Annotated in this window: 20 protein-coding genes and 1 pseudogene; 14 read left to right on the forward strand and 7 right to left on the reverse strand. The window is 62.9% G+C overall.

Annotation, left to right across the window (positions count from 1 at the left end; all coding sequences use genetic code 11):
* The first annotated feature begins 95 nt into the window (after nucleotides 1-95).
* The 5 genes from ligA to NKI85_RS08650 all read left to right on the forward strand — a co-directional run bounded on the left by ligA (nucleotide 96) and on the right by NKI85_RS08650 (nucleotide 5,400).
* Nucleotides 96-2,303 (forward strand): NAD-dependent DNA ligase LigA, encoded by a 2,208-nt coding sequence (ligA, locus tag NKI85_RS08630; protein ID WP_352776573.1) that lies wholly within the window; start codon nucleotides 96-98, stop codon nucleotides 2,301-2,303.
* Nucleotides 2,303-2,995, forward strand: a complete 693-nt coding sequence (locus tag NKI85_RS08635) for a DUF2461 domain-containing protein (RefSeq protein WP_352776574.1) — start codon at nucleotides 2,303-2,305, stop codon at nucleotides 2,993-2,995. The genes ligA and NKI85_RS08635 overlap by 1 nt, the downstream gene beginning before the upstream one ends.
* Nucleotides 2,996-3,117: 122 nt before the next feature.
* Entirely contained in the window at nucleotides 3,118-3,846 is a 729-nt protein-coding gene (locus NKI85_RS08640) for an AzlC family ABC transporter permease (protein WP_352524292.1), read from the forward strand.
* A complete protein-coding gene (locus NKI85_RS08645) occupies nucleotides 3,843-4,139 on the forward strand; it encodes an AzlD family protein (protein WP_352524294.1) in 297 nt (98 codons plus the stop codon). The genes NKI85_RS08640 and NKI85_RS08645 overlap by 4 nt, the downstream gene beginning before the upstream one ends.
* Nucleotides 4,140-4,509: 370 nt before the next feature.
* Complete coding sequence (locus tag NKI85_RS08650) at nucleotides 4,510-5,400, forward strand: LysR family transcriptional regulator (RefSeq protein WP_352776575.1); 891 nt, start codon at nucleotides 4,510-4,512, stop codon at nucleotides 5,398-5,400.
* Here the strand turns inward: NKI85_RS08650 and NKI85_RS08655 are convergent.
* Complete coding sequence (locus NKI85_RS08655; RefSeq protein ID WP_352776576.1) at nucleotides 5,390-7,234, reverse strand: aminopeptidase P family protein; 1,845 nt, start codon at nucleotides 7,232-7,234, stop codon at nucleotides 5,390-5,392. The two genes, NKI85_RS08650 and NKI85_RS08655, sit on opposite strands and share 11 nt — an antisense overlap.
* A 35-nt stretch (nucleotides 7,235-7,269) precedes the next feature.
* Between NKI85_RS08655 and NKI85_RS08660 the strand changes: the two genes are divergently transcribed.
* Nucleotides 7,270-7,614: a hypothetical protein gene (locus NKI85_RS08660; protein WP_352524301.1), complete on the forward strand. Its 345-nt coding sequence runs from the start codon at nucleotides 7,270-7,272 to the stop codon at nucleotides 7,612-7,614.
* A gap of 39 nt (nucleotides 7,615-7,653) precedes the next feature.
* Here NKI85_RS08660 and NKI85_RS08665 read toward each other — a convergent pair whose 3' ends face one another.
* Nucleotides 7,654-8,526 carry a 50S ribosomal protein L11 methyltransferase gene (locus NKI85_RS08665; protein WP_352776577.1) on the reverse strand — a complete coding sequence of 291 codons (873 nt, stop codon included), beginning with the start codon at nucleotides 8,524-8,526 and terminating at the stop codon, nucleotides 7,654-7,656.
* A gap of 11 nt (nucleotides 8,527-8,537) precedes the next feature.
* Nucleotides 8,538-9,116, reverse strand: a complete 579-nt coding sequence (locus NKI85_RS08670; RefSeq protein WP_352776578.1) for an SCO family protein — start codon at nucleotides 9,114-9,116, stop codon at nucleotides 8,538-8,540.
* Nucleotides 9,117-9,322: 206 nt separating this feature from the next.
* On the opposite strand from NKI85_RS08670, the gene NKI85_RS08675 reads away from it, so the two are divergent.
* From NKI85_RS08675 to NKI85_RS08685, 3 genes are all read left to right on the forward strand, one after another.
* On the forward strand, nucleotides 9,323-9,811 hold the full coding sequence (locus NKI85_RS08675) for a CreA family protein (RefSeq protein WP_352524307.1): 489 nt from the start codon (nucleotides 9,323-9,325) through the stop codon (nucleotides 9,809-9,811).
* 127 nt (nucleotides 9,812-9,938) lie between these two features.
* On the forward strand, nucleotides 9,939-10,580 hold the full coding sequence (locus NKI85_RS08680) for a DapH/DapD/GlmU-related protein (protein WP_352776579.1): 642 nt from the start codon (nucleotides 9,939-9,941) through the stop codon (nucleotides 10,578-10,580).
* Nucleotides 10,581-10,749: 169 nt separating this feature from the next.
* Entirely contained in the window at nucleotides 10,750-11,181 is a 432-nt protein-coding gene (locus NKI85_RS08685) for a low affinity iron permease family protein (protein WP_352524310.1), read from the forward strand.
* Between the two features lie 69 nt (nucleotides 11,182-11,250).
* Here the strand turns inward: NKI85_RS08685 and NKI85_RS08690 are convergent, their stop codons facing one another.
* Entirely contained in the window at nucleotides 11,251-12,120 is an 870-nt protein-coding gene (locus NKI85_RS08690) for an SDR family NAD(P)-dependent oxidoreductase (RefSeq protein WP_352524311.1), read from the reverse strand.
* 130 nt (nucleotides 12,121-12,250) lie between these two features.
* On the opposite strand from NKI85_RS08690, the gene NKI85_RS08695 reads away from it, so the two are divergent.
* Nucleotides 12,251-12,532: a hypothetical protein gene (locus NKI85_RS08695; protein WP_352524313.1), complete on the forward strand. Its 282-nt coding sequence runs from the start codon at nucleotides 12,251-12,253 to the stop codon at nucleotides 12,530-12,532.
* A gap of 7 nt (nucleotides 12,533-12,539) precedes the next feature.
* Here the strand turns inward: NKI85_RS08695 and NKI85_RS08700 are convergent, their stop codons facing one another.
* Nucleotides 12,540-13,115 carry a TMEM175 family protein gene (locus NKI85_RS08700; protein ID WP_352524315.1) on the reverse strand — a complete coding sequence of 192 codons (576 nt, stop codon included), beginning with the start codon at nucleotides 13,113-13,115 and terminating at the stop codon, nucleotides 12,540-12,542.
* Nucleotides 13,116-13,272: 157 nt separating this feature from the next.
* Here NKI85_RS08700 and NKI85_RS08705 point away from each other — a divergent pair, with 157 nt between their 5' ends.
* Entirely contained in the window at nucleotides 13,273-14,481 is a 1,209-nt protein-coding gene (locus NKI85_RS08705) for an MFS transporter (protein ID WP_352776580.1), read from the forward strand.
* A gap of 9 nt (nucleotides 14,482-14,490) precedes the next feature.
* On the opposite strand, the gene NKI85_RS08710 is transcribed toward NKI85_RS08705, so the two are convergent.
* Nucleotides 14,491-15,963, reverse strand: coding sequence for an MATE family efflux transporter (locus NKI85_RS08710; protein WP_352776581.1), 1,473 nt, complete (start codon nucleotides 15,961-15,963; stop codon nucleotides 14,491-14,493).
* 198 nt (nucleotides 15,964-16,161) lie between these two features.
* Here NKI85_RS08710 and NKI85_RS08715 point away from each other — a divergent pair.
* Nucleotides 16,162-16,949 (forward strand): annotated as a pseudogene (locus NKI85_RS08715) (L,D-transpeptidase).
* Between the two features lie 56 nt (nucleotides 16,950-17,005).
* On the opposite strand, the gene NKI85_RS08720 reads toward NKI85_RS08715, so the two are convergent.
* Nucleotides 17,006-18,484 carry an esterase-like activity of phytase family protein gene (locus tag NKI85_RS08720; protein ID WP_352524321.1) on the reverse strand — a complete coding sequence of 493 codons (1,479 nt, stop codon included), beginning with the start codon at nucleotides 18,482-18,484 and terminating at the stop codon, nucleotides 17,006-17,008.
* A 248-nt stretch (nucleotides 18,485-18,732) separates the two neighbouring features.
* Here NKI85_RS08720 and NKI85_RS08725 point away from each other — a divergent pair, with 248 nt between their 5' ends.
* Both NKI85_RS08725 and NKI85_RS08730 read left to right on the forward strand, forming a co-directional pair.
* Complete coding sequence (locus NKI85_RS08725) at nucleotides 18,733-19,722, forward strand: TIM barrel protein (protein ID WP_352776582.1); 990 nt, start codon at nucleotides 18,733-18,735, stop codon at nucleotides 19,720-19,722.
* 39 nt (nucleotides 19,723-19,761) lie between these two features.
* Nucleotides 19,762-20,823 (forward strand): sugar ABC transporter substrate-binding protein, encoded by a 1,062-nt coding sequence (locus tag NKI85_RS08730; protein WP_352776583.1) that lies wholly within the window; start codon nucleotides 19,762-19,764, stop codon nucleotides 20,821-20,823.
* Nucleotides 20,824-20,852 lie beyond the last annotated feature (29 nt).

Raw genomic sequence — 20,852 nt, forward strand, 5'->3', positions numbered from 1 at the left:
CATCCTGCTGTTCAGGAATGATTTTCCGTGTCTGGTCTCTCCCTCATGAGAGAATACTGTTCTATTGTGTCGCGCCACCGTGGAGGGAGCAGTGCATGGACGAAAAACCAGTCGATTCGCTCAGCGAAAGCGAGGCGGCAAGCGAGTTGAAGCGGTTGGCGGAGGAGATCGCCGAGCACGACCGGCGCTACCACGGCGAGGACGCGCCGATAATCACGGACGCGGAATATGATGCGCTGACGCAGCGCAACCTCGCCATCGAACAGCGCTTCCCCACTTTGGTGCGCGAGGATTCGCCTTCGCGCAGGGTCGGCGCGCCGCCAGCGGAAGGCTTTGCCAAGGTGCGCCACGCGCTGCCGATGCTCAGCCTCGCCAAAGCCTATACCGACCAGGACGTCGCTGACTTCATCGAACGGGGCCGGCGATTCTTTGACCGCGACAAGGATCTGGACATCGCCTTCACGGCTGAGCCGAAGATCGACGGGCTATCGGCTTCGCTGCGTTATGAAGGCGGCGTGTTCGTGCAGGGCGCAACGCGCGGCGACGGTGCGGTTGGCGAGGACATCACGGCCAATCTCAGGACCATCGCCGACATCCCCAAGACCTTGAAGGGATCGGGCTGGCCGGAGGTCATCGAAATACGCGGTGAGGTCTATATGACCTACGCGGAATTCGAGGCGTTGAAGAAACGCTCGGCGGCGATCGGCGGCCAGGATTACGTCAATCCGCGCAATACGGCGGCCGGGTCGCTCCGCCAGAAGGACCCGTCCGTTACCGCCAGCCGCAACCTCAAGTTCTTTGCCTATGCCTGGGGCTATACCTCAAAGGATCCCGCTCCGACCCAGTACGATTCCGTGCAAAAATTCGCGGAGTGGGGGTTCAAGATCAGTCCGCTGATGGTACGGGCAAAGTCGGTCAAGGAACTGGTCGCGCATTATCACCTTATCGAAACCCAGCGCTCATCACTTGGCTACGACATCGACGGCGTCGTCTACAAAGTCGACCAGTTGGAGTTGCAGCGCAGATGGGGGTTCGTCACCGGCGAACCACGCTGGGCCGTGGCCCACAAATTTCCGGCCGAACAGGCGATGACAACCGTGCTCAGGATCGACATCCAGGTCGGCCGTACGGGTACGCTGGCGCCCGTTGCCCGGCTTGCACCCGTCACGGTCGGCGGCGTCGTGGTCGAAAACGTCACGCTTCACAACGAAGATTACATCAAAGGTCTGGACAGCAACGGCCAGCCGATCCGCGACGGCAATGACGTACGTATCGGCGACACGGTGGTCATCCAGCGGGCAGGGGACGTCATTCCGCAGATCGTCAGCGTCGTGGCCGACAAGCGTCCGCCCGATGCCGTGCCTTACGAATTCCCGCACAAATGTCCGATCTGCGGCTCACCCGCAACGCGCGAGATCAACGAGAAGACTGGCAAGGAAGATTCCCGCCGACGTTGCACCGGCGAACTGATCTGCCCCGCGCAGGCCGTGGAAGGATTGCGCCACTTCGTGTCACGCGGCGCCATGGATATCGAAGGCCTGGGCGCTGAAAACATAGATCTGTTCTTCAATGCCGGGTTGATCAAGACAGCCGCCGATATCTTCACTCTCAGGGACCGCCGTCCCGCCGTCACCAAGGCGCTGGCGGAGCGGCGGGAGGAGCAGGCCAGGCAGCGCGAGGCCGCATCGGGCAAGACGCGCAAGAACGTACGCAGTGTCGAGGAACGCAACTACGAGGGCCTCGACAAGCTCTTCGCCGCCATCGATGCCCGCCGCGAACCGGAACTCGATCGCTTCATCTTTGCACTGGGCATCCGCCATATCGGCGAAACGACGGCCGCTGTGCTTGCCCGAACCTTCTCGATGATCGAGGAGTTGATCCGCATTGGCAAGGAGACAGCAGCGGCAGCCGATCCACACACCGTTTTTCCTTCGATCAACGGCATCGGCGATACGGTGATAGGCGCGCTTCGCGATTTCTTCGGCAATGAACGCAATGACGACGTGCTTGAAGCGCTGCTCACACAGGTCCACCCGAAGCCCTACATTGTGAACGTCTCAGCCGATAGTGCGGTCGCCGGCAAGACAATCGTGTTTACAGGCACGCTGGAAAAGTTGACGCGCCCCGAGGCCAAGGCGATGGCTGAACGTCTTGGCGCGAAGGTTGCAGGCTCAGTTTCCGCGAAGACCGACCTCGTCGTCGCCGGGCCAGGTGCTGGCTCCAAGCTCAAGCTGGCTGCCGAACACGGTATCGAAGTCATCGACGAGGATGCCTGGCTCGAGCGGATCGGCAAGGGCGCGTGATGCCGGCTGAATTCAATGGTTTTGGTCAGAAAGCCATTCCCTTCCTCAAGGCGCTCGATTTTCATCAGAGCCGGGAGTGGTTTTTGGAAAACCGCGACCTTTTCGAATGCGAACTGCGCGACCCCTTCGGCGATCTGGTCGAAACGCTCTCCGAGCGCTTCGCGGCATTAAGGCTCGGCCTGCGCGGCGACCGCAAGAAGTCGCTGTTCCGGATTAATCGCGACGTACGTTTCGCCAAGGACAAGCGGCCCTACAATCGGCATTTGTCGGCGATCCTTTCGCCTGACGGTACCAAGATGGAACAGGGCGTGTTCTTCGTCCATATCGGACTCGAGCGCTGCTTTGCCGGCGTTGCCTGGTGGCAGCCCGGACCGGAGCTGTTGCTGGCGCTGCGCAATGCAATTGCAGCGCGGCCGGCCGAGTTCCGCGCTCTGGTCGCGACGCTGAAGAAGAACGGCCTCGAGCTCGACCCGGACGGCTGCATGAAGCGTACGCCGCGCGGCTTCGAGCATATCGCCGAGCCCGATCTCGCTGCTGCGATCCGCAACCGGCATTTTGCCGTCCTGCACGCGATCGAGCCGGCGGGTATCTACGGAGCTGGATTGGTCGACGAGCTTGTCGACTTTGCCATGCGGGCAAAACCGCTGCTCGACTGGGGCAGGGCAATCGAAGGCAAGGCTTCGCCGCGCTAGGCACGGAAGCGAGCTTGCCGCGACGCTTCAGCCATCATTTCCGCTGATCGTTTGCCTCAAGCGAATTGGTGTGACAAGCCGGGCGGCCCTCCCTACATACGACCCTTCCCAAGGAGCGCTTGATGTCGGCGGAAGCAATCTCAGAAAACGGTGTGAAAAACGATTTCTGGGACGGCGTGCGGCTCAGCATGCCCGTCGTGGTGGCGTCGGCGCCGTTTGCATTGCTGTTCGGGGCGCTCGCAGTCGACAACGGGTTTTCCGTGCTCGAGGCGTTCTTGATGAGCGCAACGGTCTTCGGCGGCGCCAGCCAGATGGTCGGCATCGAGCTGTTCGGCCAGCATGTCGCGCCGTGGCTGATCGTCCTGTCGATCTTTGCCGTGAATTTTCGCCATGTGCTCTATTCGGCCGGTATCGGCCGGCGCATCGCGCATTGGCCGCTGGTGCAGCAGGCGATAGGCTATTTCGTGCTCACCGATCCGCAGTTCGCTGTGGCCGAGCGCAAAGCGGAGGCCGGTGAGACCGTCGGCTTCGCCTGGTATATGGGGCTTGGGCTGCCGGTCTATCTGTTCTGGGTCATCGAAAGTGCGCTCGGCGCGATGTTCGGCAAGCTTATCCCCGACACCCACGCGCTGGGCATCGACTTCCTGCTGCCGATCTATTTTCTCGGCCTGGTCATGAGCTTCCGCAAGAGGCCGCTGTGGCTGCCGGTGGTCGTCGCCAGCGCTGCCGCCTCCATCATCGCCTACAAGACGGTCGGCTCGCCCTGGCATGTCTCCATCGGCGCGCTAGCCGGCGTGCTGCTCGCCGTCATCCTGCCGCCCCGCCACAGCGGCGTGGAGGCGCGGCCATGAGCACGACCTTGTGGATCATCGTCGCCGCTTCGATCGCGACCTATCTGACACGCATCGGCGGTCATCTGGTGATCTCGCGCTTCGAAAACATCCATCCTCGGGTCGAGGCTGGGCTGAACGCCGTGCCGGCGGCGGTGCTGACCACGCTGGTGGCGCCGGCGGCCCTGAGCGCCGGACCGGCGGAATGGTTGGCCTTGATCGTCGCCGGCCTGGTCTCGCTGCGCGGCGGGCTGATGGCGATGTTCCTGGCCGGTGCGGCCGTGCTGATCGTTGCACGGCAGGTCATGGGGTAATCGTCGACGTTCGTCTGACGGTGAGTTCGACGCGTGCGTTTCGCGATAACGCTCGCAAGCGTAACGAACGACACGATAGCGCCTGTCCAGGACGCACGGTTCTTGAATATCGACGCGACCCACGACAGGCTCAGCCGGATCGCCGCTGATCTCTCCCGATGGGCGCGTCGCACGGCGCCGGTATAAATTGCCTCTCGCTGCTTTGGCGTCAATGCGCTTAGATCGATGGGCTGGAGGCCGAAGGGCTCAGGCGACATTTCCATCTCCCTTGTGGTCCGTCCTGATTGAGGCTGACAACAGGCGATTTACCGGAGACGCTTCATCACATAAAATGAATAATTAGGATCATTTCATTCTGCGGGAGAGATTGATGGATTTAGCTGATCTGCGCATCTTCCGCACGGTGGTGCGCGAAGGCGGAATCACCAGAGCGGCGGAAAAACTGTTTCGCGTGCAGTCGAACGTGACCACACGCATCCGGCAGCTCGAAGAGGATCTCGGTGTGCAGCTGTTTATCCGGGAGGGTAAGCGACTGCACGTATCGCCTGCCGGCCACAGGTTGATCGGCTACGCAGACCGGCTGCTGGCGCTTGCAGAGGAGGCGCGAACGGCTATGCTCGATCCACGCCCGCGCGGCACGCTTCGCCTAGGTGCGATGGAGAGCACCGCCGCGGCACGGCTTCCGGGCCTGCTCGCCGAATATCACGCACGCTATCCCGAAGTAGAGATCCAGTTGCGCACCGGAAATCCGCAGGTTCTCGCGACCGCCATGCTTGCCGGCGAACTCGATGCAGCGTTCGCAGCCGAGCCGATCGCCGATGCTCCGTTCGAAAAGCAGTCAGCATTTCACGAGCAGTTGGTCATTGTCTCTGCGGCATCGCGCATTTCGGTCGAGGACCACCGGGACATGCCCAAAACCATGATAGCCTTTGAGCACGGCTGCCCGCACCGCAAGCGGCTGGAACAATGGTATGCGCGCAGAGGGTTCATGGCCGAAAAAACCATTGAGCTCGGTTCATACCATGCCATCCTTGGTTGCGTGGTGGCTGGCATGGGCATAGCGCTAATGCCGAAAAGTGTGCTTTCGGGTTTCCCGGAGAGCCGCTGGCTAAAGCTGCACGAACTGCCCTCTGATGAAGATAATGCCGTCACGGTGTTGTTCTGGCGCAAGGGAGCCGGTTCTCCCAACGTCACGGCTCTGCAGGGACTGCTTGCGGAGCAAAGCCTGTCAACCGGCGTTGCCGCCGCGGCTATTGCTTGAAGTCGTGCGGCAGCGGTTCGGTTGCCTTTTCCAGCCAGGCCAACGCCTCGCCGTCGAGCATCGGCCCGATCTCAGCCAGCACCCGCGCGTGGTATTGATCGAGCCAATGCAGCTCATCGCGGGTCAGCAGGTCCGACCGGATCAGCCGCTTGTCGATAGGCGCCAGCGTCAGCGTTTCGAAGCCGTGCATGGCGATGTCGCCGCCGTCGATCGCCTCGGCCGGCGTCACCAGGACGAGGTTCTCGATGCGGATGCCGTAGGAGCCTTCCTTGTAGTAGCCCGGCTCGTTGGAGACGATCATGCCGGCCAGCAGCTTTTCGGTGCCGGTCTTGGCAATACGCTGCGGGCCCTCATGCACGGCCAGATAGGAGCCCACGCCATGGCCGGTGCCATGGGCGAAATCGCAGCCGTGTCTCCACAACGCCAGGCGCGCCACCGCATCGATTTCGGAGCCGCGCGTGCCCGGTGGAAAGCGCAGCATCGAGATGCCGATCATACCCTTCAGCACCAGCGTGAAGCGCTCGCGCATTTCCTCGGTCGGCGTGCCGATCGGCACTGTGCGGGTGATGTCGGTGGTGCCGTCCTGGTACTGCCCGCCGGAATCGAGCAGGAACAGTTCGCCATTCTCCAGTTTGCGGTTGGTGGCGCGGGAGACGCGGTAGTGCATGATGGCGCCGTTGGGGCCGGCGCCGGAGATGGTGTCGAACGAGACGTCGCGCAGCGGCATCTGTGTTTCTTCGCCGGTTTGCCGGCGCGTCTCCTCAAGCCTGGTGACAACGGTGATTTCGTCGAGCGTGCCGGGCTCCTGACGGTCGAGCCAGCACAGCAGCTTGGCGACCGCGGCGCCGTCGCGGCGATGCGCGGCGCGGGCGCCGGCGATCTCGGCCTGGTTTTTCGTTGCGCGTGGAATGCGGGCCGGATCCGGCGCGGCAATGACGGTGCCGCCATTGTCCTCGACCAGCATACTGAGCTTCTCCGCCGCCAGAGCCGGGTCCAGCGCGACTTTTGCGCCGCCCTTGGCCAGGGTGACGATCGCCGTTTCGAATTCACCGGGTTCGTGCAATTCGGCGAGCTGCGTCAAATAGGCTGCGACGGTGCGTGAGAACTTCCGCTGGTCCATGAAAAGCAGATGCGACCTGTCGGCGGCGAGCACGGCAAAGCCGAGCGCCAGCGGTGTGTGTGGCACGTCGCCGCCACGAATGTCGAAGGCCCAGGCGATGGAGGAGGGGTCAGTCAGCACGGCATGGGTGGCGCCGTCCTTCTCGATAGCCGCCGCCAGCCGCGCCAGCTTGTCCTTAGCCAGTTCGCCGGCAAAGCCGATCGGGTGGATCTCTACCGGTGCCAATGGCGGCCCGGGTTGATCTTGCCAGATTGCGTCGATAGGATTTTGTTCGAGCGGCACCAAGGTCGCGCCGGACTTCTCGGCCGAGGCTTTCAGCGCCTTGACGTCACTGATCGTCTGCAGCCACGGATCGAAGCCCAGCCGCACGCCCTTGCCGAGATTGTCCTTGATCCAGTTGGCGGGCGGATTGTCGACGAGGCTCTCGATCGAAAAGATGCCGAGATCGACCTCGTGGCGCACCTGCAGCGTGTAGCGCCCGTCGACAAACATGACGGCGCGCTCGCCAAGCACAATGGCGACGCCGGCCGAGCCGCTGAAGCCGGTCAGCCATTTCAGCCGTGCCGAGCGGTCGGCGACATACTCGCCCTGGTGCTCATCGGCGCGGGGCACGATGAAACCATCCAGCCCGTTCGCCGCCAGCCATTGGCGCAGCATTGCCACGCGCGGCTTGCCAACGGCCGGGTCGCCGGCGGAATCGAAGGTTTGGAACATATGGCTCTCCTCGAATGCTGGCGCGACCGTAGCGCATGACTTCGAAAATCGGAATCGATTTTCGGACCGATCATGGCTGGCCGCTACAGTGTCTTTTTGCGCATAGAGGCCATGCAGAATCGGCGATTTCAAAAAGCGTCAGCAAGGCTTACCTTCTTAACGTGGAGGAAAGCGTGTTATTGCCTGCAAAGGAGACCATCATGTCCACGATTTCAGCCAGACGCGGATTTTTCAGAAGCGCCATGAGCGCTTTGATCGAAGCTCGCCAGCGCGAAGCGAGCCGATATGTGAGCGGCGTTCTGCTTGGCTTTGACGATGAAACGCTGAAGGCTCACGGCTACGATCGCGAAGAACTGAAGAAAGCGGCAATCTCGCGCTAGATCCGAGCGAATTCCGGCTTGCGTTGAAAGCGCTCCGCCTCAGCGCTTGAGATGGATCGTCACCCAGCCATCGCGGTGCAAGGTGCGGACGTGCCGGAATTTCTGGCCGACATAGGCCGCGATCACCGCATCGCGCTGGCGGTCGAGGATGCCCGACAGGACGATCGAGCCACCGAGCGCGATATGCCCAGCCATTTGCGGCGCCAGGCGCATCAGCGGCCGCGCCAATATGTTGGCGACGATCAGGTCGAAAGGCGCGCGCGCGGCAAAGATCGGATGGTGGAAACCGGGTGCAGCCACCGTTTCGATGAGCGCCTTGACGTGGTTCAGCCGCGCATTGGCGGCGGCCACCTTGACGGCGATCGGATCAATGTCGGTCGCCAGCACCGAAATATGCGCAAGCCTGGCCACTGCGATGGCGAGCACCGCGCTGCCGGTGCCAAGGTCGAGCGCGTTGCGCGGATGCTCGCGCCGCACGACCTGCTCCAGCATTTCGAGGCAGCCGGCGGTGGTGCCGTGGTGGCCGGTGCCGAAGGCAAGGCCGGCCTCGATCTCGATGGCGAGTTCGCCGCTGTGGCGCTTCCTGCGGTCATGCGCGCCATGGACGAAGAAGCGCCCGGCCCGCACCGGCTTCAATCCCTCCAGCGAGCGCGCCACCCAGTCGACGTCGGGCAGCGTTTCGCGCGCTATCGGCTTCGACAGCGACAGTCCGGCAAGGACGTCCCGCAGCCGCGCCTCGATCGCATCGACGTCGTCGTCGGCATAGAGCGATACTTCATGAATATCGCGGTCCTCGTCGACCTCAAGTAACGCAACCGGCAGGCCTTCGTCGTCGAACGCCGCGCCGAGCGCCGCGAAGATGCGGTCAGCCTCGATCTTGCCCGCGGTGAAATACAAACGCGTCTGCGTCATTACTGGATACGTCAACCTTCCGCCGCCAGCCGTTTGAGCTTGGCGATGGCGGTGTCCGGGCTTTCGCCGTAGGCAATGGTGCCGGCGAAATCGCCCTTGGCATCGAGCAGCAGCACAGAAGCGGTGTGGTCCATCGTGTAGTCGCCGTCGTTCGTGTCGACTTTCTTCCAGTAGATGCCGAAGGATTTGGCCATGGCGTGGACCTTGTCCGGATCGCCGGTAATGCCGAGGATGCGATCGGAGAAATTGCTGACATAGGCGTTCATGATTTCGGGCGTGTCGCGCTCAGGGTCGACCGTAACGAAATAGGCGCGCAGGTTCTTGCCGTCGTCGCCCATCGTCTTCAGCCAGCCGGCCAACTCGAAAAGCGTGGTCGGGCAGACTTCCGGACAATGCGTGAAGCCGAAGAAGACGACGCTGGGGTGGCCTCGAAAGGCGGCTTCGGTGACCGGCCCGCCCTTCTGGTCGACCAGCGTGAACGGTGCTCCGAACGGCTCGCCGCCATAATGTCCGCGGTACCAGTCGAAGGTGAGCCAGCCGATGCCTGCGGCCATCAGGACGAGAATGCCGACCAGAATTGAACGCATCATCAGAGAAGTCCGTCGTGATTTCATCGGCCGCCGAATTCGCGCCGTGAAGGCCTTGGCTTGGCGAACACTCTTAGCGGTTCGGTCGCGCGGACGCAAAGATGTCGCGTTGCCGCAACCGGGCAATCCTGTGGGAAGGCGATCTGCTTGCAAAGCGCTGCCGTTCGTCCCACCTGAGGTCGGCAAAATTCGAACCGCAGGAGGTCTCTTTGCGAAAACTGATTGGCGGCGCGTTGGCCGTGTGCCTTGTCATTGGCGCCGGCGCTGCCGCCGCCGAGGAAGTCGGCAAGGTCGGCGTCGACTGGCTCGGCAACGACATCATCGTCGAGGCAATCAAGGATCCGAAGGTCGAGGGCGTGACCTGCCACGTCTCCTATTTCGACCGCGGCGTGATCGATCGCCTGCAGAAGGGCAATTGGTTCGAGGACCCGTCCGATTCTTCGATCTCCTGCCGCCAGACCGGGCCGATCACCATTGGCGACATCGACATGAGCGAGGCCGGCGAGGAGGTCTTCAAGCAAGGCATCAGCCTGATCTGGAAGAAGCAGGTGGTAAACCGCATCTACGACAAGGCCAACGAGACGCTGATCTACCTGTCGCATTCGCGCCAGGTGCAGGACGGCTCGGCAAAAATGTCGGTCACCACCGTGCCGCTCTACGGCCAGAACGTGGTGTGGACCAACGGCAAGCCGAAATAGAATTGGCCGAAATAGAAATTAGCCGAAGTAGAAATTGAAAGTGCTGCAGCGTCCTTAGCGCGTCCAAACGGACGCGCGGCGCCGTAGTCGGCTTGCGAGACTATGCGTGCCGGCGTAAAGCGCGCGCATGGATCGTCCCGAACACCTTGTCCTGAAAGATCCCGAGCCGCGCATACATCCGACGGCGGAGCTGAAGGCGTGCAAGCTTGGACGCTACGCGTCGATCGGCGAGCGGGTCATCCTGCGCGAGGTGACGGTCGGCGACTTCTCCTACTTCGAGCGTCACGCCGAGGCGATCTACACGACGATTGGCAAATTCTGCTCGATCGCCGCAAACAGCCGCATCAACGCGCTGGAGCATCCGGTCGAGCGGCTGACCCAGCACAAGATCAGCTACCGGCCTAACGAGTACTTCCGCTGGCTGGGTGTCGATCAGGCGTTCCGGGACCGGCGGCGGGCGAAAGCCGTCAGCATCGGCCATGATGTCTGGATCGGCCATGGCGCCGTGATCATGCCGGGCGTAGTGATCGGCAATGGCGCGATCGTCGGTGCCAATTCGGTGGTGACCCGCGACGTGCCGGCCTATGCCATTGTCGCCGGCGTTCCGGCTAGGCAACTGCGCCTGCGCTTCAGCGCGGAAACTGCCGCCCGGATCGAACGTCTCGCCTGGTGGGACTGGCCGGTCGAGAAGCTGGCCACGGCAGTTCCCGACATGCAGGCCTTGCCCATCGAGGCTTTCCTCGACCGCTGGGAAAACGGCGCCGCCTGACTTCGGGCCTATCTGCAAGCGGTCCGACGGCCTGCGCGATCTGGTCCTCCAACAATGTACCCGCGACCTTCCGCCACGAGGGAACCAGGAGCGGCTGCCAACTGTTTCTGCTGACACAATGAACTCGGCTTCCGTCCGGGTTCGTCGCCCGGCCGTTGAGGGAGTTTGAATGATTGAGAAGCTTTTCACCAGGATCGCCAACAACGTCGCCCATTTTGCCGGCCTGCCGCCGACGTTTGCTGTCTGTTTCCTGATCATCGTCGTCTGGGCGGCAAGCGGGCCGATGTTCGGCTTTTCGGACACCTGGCAGCTCGTCATCAACACCGGCACGACGATCGTCACCTTCCTGATGGTGTTTCTCATCCAGAACACCCAGAACCGCGATGGCGCCGCGATCCAGGCGAAGCTCGACGAATTGATCCGGGTCAGCACAGCCCAGAACACCTTCATCGGTATCGAACACCTGACCGAGACCGAGGTCGAAGAGATTCGCAAGAAATGCGAACAGGCAGCGAAGCGGCATGATCAGAAGCTTGCCGAGTTGGCAGCCGAGAAAGCCATGGCGAAGAAACGGAACACGAAGAAGCACGCGGCGGCGTGATATAAAGGTCCGGCGCATACCTGCGAAGATCGGACCCGATTCTTTGCTACGCTGAGCTTCGGCTCGGGATCATGCGCTGCGCGTCATGAATGCCGCGAAAGCATCCTTGTAGTCCGGGTGCCAGCGCGACAGAGCAGGACGGTTCTCGATGATGTCGCCAATCGCCCAGGCCATGCGCTTTTCGTCCATGGACCGGGTCGCCTCGTTGTCGGGGCACAGGATGTAGAAATCGCCACGCAGCAGCGAGGCCAGCATGAAGTCGATGACCTGCTCGCCGGTCCAGGCCGCTGGCGGTTTCTCATCCGCACCGGTCAGGCCGGTAAACGTGAACCCCGGAATGAGCAAATGCGCCGCGATTTTGGCACCGGGCTCGTTGCGCAGCGCGTGCGCCAGGCCTTCGGTATAGGTCTTCACGCCCGCCTTGGAGACATTGTAGGCGAGGTTGCCGGGCGGTGTGGTGATGCCTTGCTTGGAGCCGGTGTTGACGATCAGGCCCGGCTTTCCCGCCGCCAGCATGCGCGGCGCGAAGGCCTCGACGCCATGGACGACGCCCCAGAAATTGATATCCAGCAGCCGTTTCCAGGTGTCGCGGTTCTCCCACGGCTTGCCGGGATTGTTGCCGACGCCGGCATTGTTCATCAGCAGCGAGACGTCGCCGAAGGTGTCGAATGCCTTTTCGGCCAGCCGGTCGAGCTCGTCGGCTTTCGAGACGTCGGTGGCGACGGCAAGTACGGCGCTGTCGCCGGCGATGGCGGCGACGGCGTGTCGGGCCTCGTCGAGGCGTGCGCCGCCGATATCGGCCAGCACGATGTTCATGCCCAACGCCGCCAGCCGTTTGGCCGCGGCAAGGCCGATGCCGCTGGCCGCGCCGGTGATGACGGCGACATTGCCGGAAGCGAGTGCGGGCAAAGCGGTCTGGATCTCGGCGTCGGTGGTCATGATTTTCTCCTGTTCTGGCCGCGGCGAACTTAGCGCGGAAAGAGGCTCGCGCAAGCAGGTGTCGGCATCTTCGGGTTGACCGCGTCGGCGGGCGCTGCGCATGCTGATATCGGAAAAGGAGACCTGACGATTGACCGACTGGATCGAGATCCTGAAAGAACAGACCGCCACCGGCGACCAGATGAGCCGCGAGGTGCCGCAGATGCTCGCCAATCCCGACATCAGCGAAGCGCAAGTGACGACGCTGTTTTCGGCGCTCGAAAAACAGGCCGAATTCGTCGAAAAGCTGCGCATGGCGCTGGAAAAATTCGGCCATGATTTTTCAGTGATCAAGGCGGCCGAGCGGCTGGAGGAGCGCTACGCCGACCTTGCCGCTTCGGTAGCGGAAAAGCTGAAAGCAATGCGAGGCTAAACGGGGCCTATTTCTCGATCAGCCGCTCGAACCGCCTGTCCGGCACCAACCAGATCATCGCCACCAGGACATAGATCGAGACACCGATCCAGTGATTGACGAAGGTCAGCGCGATGGCGGAAAGATAGAGGACCAGCGAGATCTTTCCCTTGAGGTCGTTGCCCAACGCCCTGGCGAAGAGGGTCTCGTTGCCGTGCAGTCGATGCAGGGCCATGGTGAGGATGTTGAAGCCGATGGCGCAGAGCGCCAGGTCGACGCCATAGACGGCAACCGGCACCGGCGCGAAATGGTTCTCGCCCATGAAGGCCGTCGTCGCCGGCATCAGCGATAGCCAGAACAAGAGGTTGAGGTTCGCCCACAGCACGCGGCCGTCGACCCGCTGCACGGTATGGAACATATTGTGCAAATTGTTCCAGTAGATGCCGACATTGATGAAGGAAAGCACATAGCTGAGAAAGACGGGCCACAGCGGTGCCAGCGCCGAAAAATCCTCGCCATGCGGCACCTTCAATTCCAGCACCATGATGGTGATGATGATGGCGACCACGCCATCGGTGAATGCTTCGACCCGTCCCTTTCCCATAATTGCTTCCCTAACAATCCTCAAAACTTAAAAGAGGATATCACTCAGCGCCATCGGCAAAAGCTGCCAAATTTGTCAGGAGCAAGAGGGGGAGGGGGAACGGCTTACGCGAAAAAGGCGTTAGAGTGTCAGATCCCGAATATCAAAAGATCGAAAAATGACCGCTCACGCTCAAGTCATGACGCGCGATCACGAACTCGGCGGCAACGCTGCGGCGGCCGCCGTCGCTGCCATGATCGCGGCCCTTTTCGCTGGCAGCACGGCGCTGACGCCGCTTTACGTCATCTACAAGCAGGCCTTCGGCTTCTCGCAGATCACTTTGACGCTGGTCTATGCCGTCTACGTCGTCGGCAATCTGGCGGCGCTTTTGGTGTTCGGGCGCATGTCCGACGTCATCGGGCGCCGTCCGATGGCATTGGCCGGGATGGCGGTGGCCGTCGTCAGCGGCGCGTTCTTCCTGTTCGCCGAAAATGTCGCCTGGCTCGACATCGCCCGGATTCTGAGCGGATTGGCAATTGGGGTCGGCGCCGGCACCGGCACCGCCTGGCTCGCCGAATTGGTCTCGACCAACGACAAGTCACAGGCGGCGACGATTGCCACCAGCACCAACTTTCTCGGCCTCGGCCTTGGTGCGCTTGGGGCCGGCTTGCTCGCCGAATACGCGCCTTGGCCGCTCAGGCTGACATTCGTCGTCTACCTGGCAATGCTTGCGATTGTCACCATGCTGATCTGGCGTACGCAGGAAACCGTTTCGCGGCCGGGGAAACTGGCTGATGTCTCGATGCGGCCGCGGCTTTCGCTGCCTGATGACATCCGCGCGGGTTTCGTCGCGCCGGCGGTGACCGGCTTCGGCGCAATGTCGCTGGTCGGCTTTTATGCAGCACTGGCGCCGAGCATCCTGGCGCAGCAACTGCAGGTAACCAACCATGCCGAAGCTGGCGCTCTGTTCTTCGAACTGGCGATCGTGGCTGCCGCCACCATTCTGGCGACGACGCGTCTTTCGAGCCGAGCCACCATGTTTACGGCACTTGCCCTGATGATCCCGACCGTTGCTCTGATCGTTGCGGCGCAGATCTTGGCTTCGATGGCCATCATGATCGTCGCAACCGCCTTGTGCGGCGTGTCGGCGGCGTTCGGCTATCGCGGCGGCTTGCAGGTGGTGAACGAGATCGCGCCGGCCGACCGGCGCGCCGAAGTGGTTTCCGCTTTCTTCATCTGCTGTTTTTGCGGCAACGCACTGCCGGTTATCGGCATCGGCGTCCTGTCGACCATGGCAAGCGCGACCATGGCAAGCCTGGCCTTTGCCGGCATGATCGTCATCTTTTCCCTGGTGGCGCTCGGGTTTGGCGCGAAATGCGCGCGCTGAGCCGGTCTTTCAGCCGTTCGGCGTCTCCGGCGAAAGGTGCGCGCGCTGGCGCGGTACGCCGAGGCCGGTATCCGGCGGTTCGCCGGCAGCCGGCCGGCTCTCGATCATGTGCAGGCTGCGCCAGCGGCCGAAGCGATAATAGGCCGCGGCCAGCACGAGCGAGGTTATAGAGCCAGCCGGAAAGCTCCACCACAGAGCTTCCTCGCCGATCATGCTTCGGAAGAAATAGGCGAAGCTGGTGCGCACCAGCAGCACCGAGATCACCAGGATGATCAGCGGCGGCATCACCGCGCCGGTGGCGCGCACGGTGGCGAAGAGCACGATGGTGATGCCGAACAGGATGAAGGACCAGGACGCCACGTTGTTGATGTGCACGGCGATGTCGATGGCCGCACTGTCGCTGCTGAGGAAGAGGCTGAGCACCGCGCGGTCAAACAGGAACAGCAGCGCGACAAGCGCGCCGGTCAGGGCGAGGTTGAAACCGACGCCGGAGGCGGCTATGCGGCCGATCCTATCCCAGCGTCCGGCGCCGACATTTTGCGCCGCCATGGACGAGACCGCGGCGCCGATGGCGAGCGCCGGCATCTGGACGTAGGTCCAGAGCTGTGCGGCTATGCCGTAGGCGGCTGCGACCTGCGAGCCGTAGGCGTTGACCATGCCCATCACGGTCAGCGCCGCGGCCGAGACGACGATCATCTGCAGGCCCATCGGCACGCCCTTGACGACGACGATGCGCAGCAGCGTTGGGTCCGGCCGGAGCAGGGCGAGATTGGCGCCGGCCAGCCGCAGCGGATGCTTGCGCGCATAAAGCACGATCAGAATGGCAATCACGCTCACCGCCTGGCCGATCAGCGTCGAGGTGGCCGAGCCGGCGATGCCAAGTTCGGGGAACGGGCCGATGCCGCGGATGAGCAGTGGGTTCAGAATGACGTCAAGCACGACGGCCAGCGCCATGAAAAAGAAGGGCGTGCGCGAATCCCCGGCGCCGCGCAGCACCGTCATGACGAAGGAGAGCAGGTTCATCATCGGCACGGCGATGAATATGATGCGCAGATAGGAGCGGGCCAGCGGCAAGGCATCGGCCGGCGTGCCGAGCGCGTTCAGGATCGCATCGACCCAGATCCAGCCGCAGACCGCGAACACCACCGAGACAAGAAAGAAGAACGTGGCGCTGGTGCCGACGATGCGGCGGGCTTCGGGTAGATCGCGAGCGCCCACGGATTGCGCGACCAGGATGGTCGCCGCCATGCCGATGCCGAATACCGTGCCGAGGATGAGAAACAGCACGAGGTTGGCGTTGGACGTGGCGGTCAGCGCCGCTTCGCCGAGGAAGCGGCCGACCCACACGGCATTGATCGAGCCGTTGAGCGATTGCAGCACATTGGAGCCGAGCACCGGCAGGGCGAAAAGCAGCAACGTGCGCGGGATGGGGCCACTGGTGAGATCGCCGGTCCGCCGGCGCGCGGGCATCTTATCGTCCATGGCAGGCAACTCGGCGACGGCTTATTTGGGTCCGGTCCGCAATGATTGCCGATTTAACGGGACAGGTCGATGCGGCGTTGCAAATTCCGTCTAGCGCGCCTTGATCTAATCATGTTCTCAAAGCTTCCGGAATCGGATATTGATCCTGGATGCGGGGGGCCGCATTCCTTACTAAATCCTATGGGTAAGCGGGGGGGCATGTCCGATATTCCGTTGTTTTTTGAGCGCCTGACCGGCGCGCGTTTCTCGGTGCATCCGCTTTGGGCGCGGCATCCGTGGCTCTTTCGGCGTGCACCACGACGGACGTGGTGAAGCCGCCACTGACAGTGGCGCCAAGCGAACCGGCTTTCGGCGATGTCGCAAGCATGTATGCCGCGCGCGTCGACGAGGGCTATCAACTGCCGGCAGTCCCGGTAGCCAAGATCGATCCGAAGTTCGTGCGCCAGATCGTGTCCGACCCGACCGGAGAAAAACCCGGCACGATCGTCGTCGATACCTCCGAGCACTTCCTCTATCTGGTGCGCGACGGCGGCAGGGCGATTCGCTATGGCGTCAGCCTCGGCAAGGCCGGTTTCGGATGGACCGGCAGCGCCGTGGTTCAGGCGAGGAAGATGTGGCCGGTTTGGACGCCGCCGCCGGAAATGATCCAGCGCCGGCCGGAACTGGCGAAATACAAGGACGGCATGCCGCCCGGCCCGCAGAGCCCGCTAGGCGCCCGCGCGCTGTATCTCTTCCGCGACGGCAAGGACACGATGTACCGGCTGCACGGCACGCCGGAGTGGGATTCCATTGGGAAGAACGCCTCGTCCGGCTGTGTGCGCTTCATGAATCAGGACATTATCGACCTCTACAGCCGCGTCAACGGCGTCGCGCCGGTCTTCGTGCGCCCGAACCTGTCGGCCGCCGCGAAGACCACCGCCGTGTCGAACAGGACGGCCGAGCCGATCGATGCGGGTGTGCCAAAGGACGCAGAGATGTTGAGGTAAGTGCCTTCACGATCTCTAGGCGGATGCGGTCGGCGCGTCCGCCTGCATGGGTGTCGCTACTTCCCGGCCAAGCCGGGAATCGTGACCTGATAGACCAGGAACATGGTGTCGACATCGGCGCCGTCCTCGGCCTTGTAGGGCGCGCCGACCTGGAAGCCGTCCTGGGTGAGGAAGTCGTTGTCATTGGCAACGAACAGGAAATAGTCGTCGGGCAGCTTCGGATCGAGGACGCTCACCACCGACATCGCCTCCCACTTCTCTGAAAGGTTGTTGCGGTCGTTGGGCGCGCCATTGTGCAGTCCGAAGCGGCCGAGTTCGCTCTTGTCGTTGATGTCGATGAACGGCGTCAGCTTGGCCGGCGTCACCGATGGATCGAGCTCACCCTTGGGCGCCACTGGCTTGTCTTTGTCGAACTCGCTGCCGGCGATGTCGGTTGCCGCCGACACATCGACGATGCTGATCTCGCGATGGAGCGAAGTGTCGCCCTTCAGCCCCTGGCCGTTGCCGCTGTCGCGCGCCAGCATCAGAAAGGTCTTGTCCGACAGCGCCACGATCTCGCTCTGCGCGGCAATCTTGGTCTTGCCCTTGGCATCGGTGAACACCGGCAGCGGCACGATATATTCATGCGCGAGCTTGAGCTGGGCGGGATCCGAGGCATCGTAGACCAGCGCGCGCGTGTTCTGGCGCGTCGAGGCGGAATCGCCACCATCCTGCCGCGGGGCCGATTGCAACACGGCGATCAGGAACTTGCCATCCGGCGTCAGCGCCATGCCTTCGAGGCCCTGGTTGTTCTGGCGCCCGGTCTCGGGATCCTTCGGATCGGGCTCCGCCGCACCAGGCCCAGGATTGTCGGACGCGAAATTCGGCGTTCCATGACGCATCGGGACAAGGGCTGCCGGCGGCCGCGTTGCCGACATCAGATGGCCGTCGGCGGAGAAGCGGTAGATGTTCGGGCCGTATTCGTCCGAGATGAACATGGTGCCGTCGGACAGCCGCACGATCGCCTCGTCATCGAGCGCGAGCTTGCCGTTGGCTTCGGGCAGGATCGGCATGTCGTCGGTCGCCGCACGCACGCCGTTGAGCGGATCGAGGCCGGTCGCATCGGCGCCCTTGTCGTCGGTCAAAAGCATGGTGTCGGCAAGCGTCGCCTTGACGCCAGACTGTTCCTGGCCGGCGGCTGGTACTGCACCCGGCGCGATCGGGGCGAACTCGATGGCAATCGTGTTGAGGCGCGGCCGGTAATCGGTGGTGCCGACGACATTGTAGCCGCGATCCGGCAACAGCCATAGCGACCCCTTGTAGCCGTCCGCGCCATGCGTCCAGCCGGCAGCGTCGATCGCCATGCCGGAGCCGGAGCCAAACGTCTCGCCGAACTTGTCCTTCTGGCTGGCCGGGATACGGCCGACGCCGACCAGCCCCTTGTTGACGAAGCTGACGCCACCGACGGTCGCGGAGTTGTCGGCCAAGGCCGGAGTCGAGGCGGTGAACATCGCCAGCGCGACGGCGAGGGACGCGGTTCGGTGCGGGTTTTTCATGGATATCCTCTTTGGTAACAAAGGTGCCGGACCTGAAAAAGCGCCGCGCCGCATCGACGATGCCGCGAAAGCCTTCGGAGAAGCGATCTAGGACGCGAACATGATATTTGCGTGACACTGCCGCGCTTGCTTGTCCCCATGCGGTTGCAACTGGCCTGGGTCTGGCGAACTCGTCGCCGCCGAGAGGGCAATTAACGACTTTACAAATAATCATTCTTATGTGAAGTTATGACAATGAAAGGTCACCGATGACAGTCTATCGTTTCGCCACCCGCCTCAATTCCTTTGCCTCGCGGCCGCAGGCCGAGTGGACTGATCTTGTCGGCAAACCGTCCATGCTGCAGATGGCGGCGCGTGCAGCGAAGGTTGCAGAGTTGACCGATCTCGACCTCAACTTTCCCGACCATGTCGATGAAAAGCCTGCGGAAATGGCGCGGAAACTTGGCGATCTCGGGCTTTCCATCAATGGTTTCGCCATGCGCTACTACTCTAATCCGGCCTTCAAGCTCGGCGCCTTCACCAACCCGGATCCTTCCGTTCGCCGGGAGGCCATCGACCTGACCAAGGCCGGCATCGACGCCGTTCGGGAGGCCGGCGCCAGCCTGATGACCTTGTGGCTCGGGCAGGATGGCTTCGACTATGCCTTCCAGGCTGACTACACAGCGCTCTGGCAACACGAGATCGATGGTATTCGTGAAGTTGCAACGCATGATCCGGACTGCCGGATCAGCCTTGAATACAAACCCAACGAGCCGCGCTCCTACAGCCTGATGCCCGATGCGGCCACGACATTGCTGGCGATCCGCGAGATCGGCCTGCCCAATCTCGGCGTGACGCTCGATTTCGCCCATGTGCTCTATGCCGACGAGCAGCCGGCTTTCGCCGCCGCACTCGTGGCACGGCACAGCAAGCTGCTCGGCGTGCACCTCAACGATGGCTACGCCAAGCGCGACGACGGCTTGATGGTCGGCGCGGTGCATACGGTTCAGACGATCGAGCTGCTCAGGCAGATCCGCCGCGACGGCTACGCCGGCGCCATCTATTTCGACACGTTCCCTGACATGACCGGGCTCGATCCGGTCCACGAATGCGAAGTCAACATCGCGACCGTCAAGCGCATGCTGCGCGTCGTCGATCGGCTGGAAAAGGACAACCGCCTTTCCACCGCCGTCGACCGTCAGGACGCGGTCGCGTCGCAGGCCATCATCCAGGAAGCCATGCTCGGGCCGGACAGCTGAGGCTCGCGCCATTACCGTTTCAACAAGGGAGGAAAGACCATGAAATTTCTGCTTGCCACCGCCACCGCCGCTGGCCTGATGGCGCTGTCCATCGGCTCGGCCTTTTCCGCGGACCTCGCGCCGCTCAATTCCGACACCGAGAAGGATCGCATCGACTGGTCGCAGCTCGAGGCCAAGTTCGGGGCTTTCCCCAAGCTGCCCGAGGGCACTAAGGCGGGTGCGGTCTCCAAGACGCTGACCAACGAATACTGGCGCTCGCTGGGTGAGGGCTACAAGTCGTTCGGCGACCGTATCGGTGTGCCCGTCGTCTACCAGGCGGCGCAGAGCGAGGGCGACCAGCTCGGCCAGCTCACCATCGCCGAAGGCCTGGTTACGCAAGGCTACAACGTGCTTCTCGTCTCGCCGCAGACCGACTCCAACTTGCAGCCGATCATGGAACAGGCCAAGGCCGCCAACGTGCCGGTGGTCAACGTCAATGACGCGGTCATCCCGCAGGCCGAGTACTATGTCGGCAATGTCCAGCGCGACAATGGCGTGCGCGTCGCCAAATGGTTCATCAAGAACCGGCCGGATGGCGGCAAGGTCGCCATCGTCGAAGGCCAGGCCGGCGTCTATGCCGCCGTCCAGCGCACCGACGGTTTCAAGACCACGATCACCGAGGCCGGCAAGTTCGAGGTCGTCGCCAGCGTGCCCGGCAATTGGGATCGCCAGACCTCCTACGACGCGGCCACCAACATCCTGCAGCAGCACCCCGACCTGATCGGCTTCTATGCCAACAACGACGGCATGGCGCTCGGCATCGTCGAAGCGGTCAAGGCCGCCGGCCTGCAGGACAAGGTCGCCGTCTTCGGCACCGACGGCATTTCCGACGCCTACGCTTCGATCCGCGCCGGCGAGCTGACCGGTACCGTCGACAGCTTCCCGGTGCTGACCGGCGAGGTGGCTCTGGAATCGGCGCTGCGACTGGTGGCCGGGCAGAAGCTGCCGCGCGTCGTTGCCACGCCGCAGGCGCTGATCACCAAGGACAATGCCGACCGTTACTCCGGCGGCGGCGATGCCGTGCGCAAGGCGCTGCTCGAGGACGCGGCAGCGGGCCAGTAGAGCAGGGGCGGCGGGTGCCGGCCTTGGGT

Origin of the sequence: Mesorhizobium sp. M0571 (genome assembly GCF_040320985.1) — a bacterium.
GTDB lineage: Bacteria > Pseudomonadota > Alphaproteobacteria > Rhizobiales > Rhizobiaceae > Mesorhizobium.